A 4,513-nucleotide genomic window follows, 5' to 3' on the forward strand; every position below is an offset into this window, starting at 1 on the left:
TGGCGTCCCCAAGGGGATTCGAACCCCTGTACTCACCGTGAAAGGGTGATGTCCTAGGCCTCTAGACGATGGGGACCTGTGCTGGCTTTACTCTCAGCGGACTCTTCGTTGAAGGCTTTGCTTAGCCCCTCAAAAAAGCGTGCGCGAAGTATAGCACGGGGCCATTCACAAAATCAACCGCAGGCGCATCTTATTTTCCATGGAGGAAACCGCTCCCGGCGGCGATTGTTCAATGTGCAATCGATCGGCTGCGCGGGCGAGGTACAGGTCCTCAGCAGCAGCAGCCAGACAAGCAAAAGGAAAGCCTCTTGCCCCCCTTCGTTTGCACTGGCCCAAACCCGCGTCATACAAGGGGTGGGCGGCGGGAGGAGCTGAGCAAGCCTGGCCCGCCGCCTTGACCATCAGTTCTTGTAATGGCTGAAGCGATAACCTTGGTCGAAGTATGCTGCCAATGCGACGATCGCTCCGGAGCACGTGAGCATCAAGGCCACGGCGCTCGTGTCACGCGTCGCAGACTGGGCAACCATTGATAACGCCCACAACGGGGCAATACCGCCGGCAATGGCAGTGCCGATTTCACGCCCCGAACCGACCCCCGTCGAGCGGTTTTGCACGGCAAACTGGCGACTGAGGAAAGAGCCCTGCGGGGCGAACATCATCGGCGCCAGCACCCCGGTGCCGACGATCAGCGCCAGGTAAATCAGCCTGTTCTCGCCGCTGTCGAGCAACTGCATGAACGGGTACGCGAACAATGCTGACAGCAGGCCGCCGACGATCAGCAGCTTCTTGCTGCTGAACTTGTCACACAGATAGCCGAAGAGCGGGACGGTAAAGATTGCGACCAGACTGGCCAGTGTCACCGATAGCGATGTCACGCTGGCCGAAATGCCTTTGAACTGGGTCAGGTAGGCCAGCGAGAAGGTCTTGAAGACATAGCTCAGTGCGTTGTAACCGATGGCGACAAAGAAGACGACGCCCAGGCCCTTGAGATTGGTTTTCCACAATTCGCGGAACGGCCTCTTCTGGCGATGGCTTTCCTCGAAGTGGTGATACTCTGGCGTTTCCGGCAGACTCCCACGCACCCAGAGCCCAACCAGTACCAGCACGAAACTGAGGATGAAGGGAATGCGCCAGCCGCCGGCAAGCAAAAACTTGTCGCCATTGACGGTCAGCAGATAAACGGTCAGCGACGACAGCAACAGGCCAAGGTTCAGCCCCAATGCAGGCCACGCACCTTGTCGTCCCTTCTTGTTGTCGGCCGCATGTTCGTAGGAAGTTACCGCCGCCCCCGCCAGTTCAGCACCGGCGCCCAGGCCCTGCACAATGCGGATCAGCACCAGGCACAGGGGCGCCCAAACGCCGATGCTGGCGTAGGAAGGAACCAGGCCAATGGCGGTCGTGCACAAGCCCATCATACAGAAAGTAACGAACAACATTTTCTTGCGCCCATAGCGGTCGCCGAAGTAGCCGAAGAACAGCCCCCCGATCGGTCGCGCCACAAAGCCGATGGCGAAGGTGGCAAAGGCTTGCAGCGATGCATTCGCCGGGTCCGAAGTATCGAAGAAGACCTTGCTGAAGACAATCGACGCCATCGTCGCGTAAAGATAAAAGTCATACCACTCCAGCATTGAGCCGACGATGGTCGCTGCCGCCACTTTGCGCAAACGACTTTTTGTCTGTGCCGGGGTTTCCTGTTCCGTTTTTTGAATGTTCAAAATGTCTCCTTCATGAATTAATTTTTTTATTTTTCGCCTAGAGCGTTCGAGTTGGGGCTGGCTGGGGAGCGACAGACAACCGTACGTTGTCCGCTACGCAAACTCAGCGCCTCATCACTTCACGCACAATGTATTCAGCAATGGCTAGCGACGATGTCGCCCCTGGTGACGGTGCATTGCGGATGTGGGTAATGTTGCCGTGTTGGCGAATCACGAAATCGTCAACCAGCGCACCATTGGCCTCCATTGCCTGGGCACGGATCCCACGAACCGCCGGAACAATACCGACCGAGGCAAGCGTCGGCACATAGCGCGCCGCCTCGCGGACAAAGCTCGCCTCGCTGACCACAGTCTTCAGTTCCCGAAGCGTCGCCGGCAGGTTACGGGCAGCAAACTTCCAAAAGCCGGGGTAGCTGGCAAAATTGAAGATGTCGGCCAGGTTCATGCTGCGGCCGTCATAGTTCTCGCGACCGAAGGATATGAAAGCATTCGGGCCGATCGTCATCTGTCCGTCGATACGCTTTGTGAAATGCACCCCGAGGAAAGGAAAGCGCGGGTCCGGCACCGGGTAGATCAAGCCTTTGACATGCGACTTGAAAGCCTCGTCGATCACGTAATACTGGCCGAAGAACGGTACGATGCGTGGCGTGTCCTGATCGCCCGAACGCTCTGCCAGGCGATCTGACTGCAAACCCGCGCAGGCAATTGCCTGATCGAATACCGTATCGAAGACCTCTCCGTCTGCAAGTTCGACCCGTACTTCGCCGCCTTGCTCAAGCAGGCGCTCAACCGGCGAATTCAGACAAATGCGCCCGCCACGTTCCCTGATTTCATCGGCGATTCGGGCCGCAATTTGACCGTAACTGACAATCGCCGTTTTCGGTGAATGCAAGGCGCCCAGGCCGATGCAGTTGGGCTCGATTTCACGCAGCTCATTTGAGCCGATCAGCCGCACGCCAGGCACACCGTTGGCCTGCGCTTTCCGATAAATCGCCTCCAGGCGAGGCAACTCTTCCTCTTGTAGCGCGACGACGACTTTGCCGCACTCGTCGTAGGGGATCGCATTGTCGCGGCAATAGTTGCCAATCAATTCGCCCCCGCGCCGGCAAAGTCGCGCCTTGAGTCCCCCCGGCTCATAGTACAGACCGGCATGGACCACACCCGAATTGTGGCTGGACTGATGACTGGCGACACTCGCCTCCTTTTCGAACAGCACCACCGTGGCGTCGGGAAAATCCAACAATAACTGACGTGCGACTGCGAGGCCATTTATCCCCCCGCCGATAACTGCATAACGCTTCTTGTTCATTGCGCCTCTCAAAAAAATAGCAAACTCGTCATTTCACTGCTACATGCATCACTTTGGCGAAGGGCGAGGGCCTGCATAAGCCGCCCGCCCAACGCCTGGCACCGACGCGATTTGCCCTGTCAAGCATTTTTGATCAAGCACAATTTAGATAAAAGCGAAAAATTATGTACAATTAATTTCGAAAAAAGAGAACAAGTGATGTCCATGACCTTAAAGCAACTCGAAGCGTTCTACTGGGCCGCCACCTGCGCCAACTTTGCGATTGCCGCCGAACGCCTGCATTTGTCCGTATCGTCTCTCTCCAAGCGCATTTCAGAACTGGAGGAAGCGCTTGGCATCAATCTGTTCGACCGGAGTGGCCACCGCGCCGTACTCAGCGATGCAGGCCAGGCATTGCTGCCACGCGCGCTGGCGCTGCTCGATGACGCCGCCGCAATACGTACCGCCTTCACACCCTCTGCCGGGCTAGTTGGCCGTTGCACCTTTGGTGTTGGCGAACTCAGCGCGCTGACCTGGCTACCGCAGTTCATTGCGCAAGTCCGGGCACTGCATCCCAAATTGACGCTCGAACCCTATGTCGACGTGGGCTCAGTTCTGGAAAGCCGTGTCGCCAAGGGCGAGCTCGATTTTGCGATCATTGCCGGACGCTCATCGCACCACGGCATCCTGTCGCAACCAGTCAGCCAAGCACAATTCATCTGGCTTGCCGCGCCAACCCTGGCTGTATCTGACAGCCCGCCTGGCTTACGTGGTGCCGCCGATTTACTTGACGCTGGACAGCCCATCGTTGCCTTACCGCCATCAGCTGGCACCACCCGACTGATTGATGACTGGCTACTGGCTCACGGCATCGCTGCCGTTGAGCGCATAAGTTGCAATAATTGGGGGGCCATTGCCGGCATGCTGATTGCCTCTGTCGGGATCGGCATACTGCCCACTGGCTGGAGTCAAAAGCTGGTTGACCAGGGTCTGCTGCTCCCGCTCGCCGCCGCCGAAATGCCAGCACCGGTAATCTATTCTTTTCAGTGGCGGCGCGGAGACAACCGCCCACTGCTCGACCAGCTACGCGGGCTTTCCACGCAATATGTCGACTTCACTGCCGATCTATCGCGACCGCTGGGCAACATAACGGAACGCTGATAACTGCCGGCCATGCGCCGCCCGCTGGCCATTTCGGACGCTCGAGGCGACTTTGATTATCATGTGATTTATGCGCTGTTGGTGGAGACGGCATGGATACGAATGCTGGCTTCAGAAGATGGTGCTGTCGGATTACGCTACGCTAATCCGACCTACGCCACACTCCCCTGTCGGGTATGGCGGGAAGTGTTGCGGAAATAAAAAAAGCCGCCCGAGGCGACTTTGATTATCACGTGATTTCTGCGCTGTTGGTGGAGGCGGCATGGATACGGATGCTGGCTTCAGAAGATGGTGCTGTCGGATTACGCTACGCTAATCCGACCTACGCCACACTCCCCTGTCGGGTATG

At 57.6% G+C, this 4,513-nt stretch carries 3 protein-coding genes and 1 tRNA gene; 1 reads left to right on the forward strand and 3 read right to left on the reverse strand.

The window, feature by feature from the left end; all coding sequences use genetic code 11:
- From AC1Q6X_RS27730 to lhgO, 3 genes are all read right to left on the reverse strand, one after another.
- Nucleotides 1–76, reverse strand: a tRNA-Glu gene (locus AC1Q6X_RS27730).
- Nucleotides 77–401: 325 nt separating this feature from the next.
- The gene (locus tag AC1Q6X_RS27735) at nt 402–1,715 is read right to left on the reverse strand and encodes an MFS transporter (RefSeq protein ID WP_227742140.1); all 1,314 of its coding nucleotides are present in this window, start codon (nt 1,713–1,715) and stop codon (nt 402–404) included.
- 103 nt (nt 1,716–1,818) lie between these two features.
- Nucleotides 1,819–3,024, reverse strand: a complete 1,206-nt coding sequence (gene lhgO / locus AC1Q6X_RS27740) for an L-2-hydroxyglutarate oxidase (protein ID WP_070290416.1) — start codon at nt 3,022–3,024, stop codon at nt 1,819–1,821.
- Between the two features lie 204 nt (nt 3,025–3,228).
- On the opposite strand from lhgO, the gene AC1Q6X_RS27745 reads away from it, so the two are divergent.
- A complete protein-coding gene (locus tag AC1Q6X_RS27745) occupies nt 3,229–4,164 on the forward strand; it encodes a LysR family transcriptional regulator (protein WP_492498991.1) in 936 nt (311 codons plus the stop codon).
- Nucleotides 4,165–4,513: the final 349 nt, after the last annotated feature.

The organism is Janthinobacterium sp. GW823-FHT06H09 (assembly GCF_058794735.1).

Bases quoted from the DNA above. Each gene is read 5' to 3' on its own strand.
- lhgO (WP_070290416.1), bottom strand. From the start codon at position 3,024: ATGAACAAGAAGCGTTATGCAGTTATCGGCGGGGGGATAAATGGCCTC.
- AC1Q6X_RS27745 (WP_492498991.1), top strand. From the start codon at position 3,229: ATGACCTTAAAGCAACTCGAAGCGTTCTACTGGGCCGCCACCTGCGCC.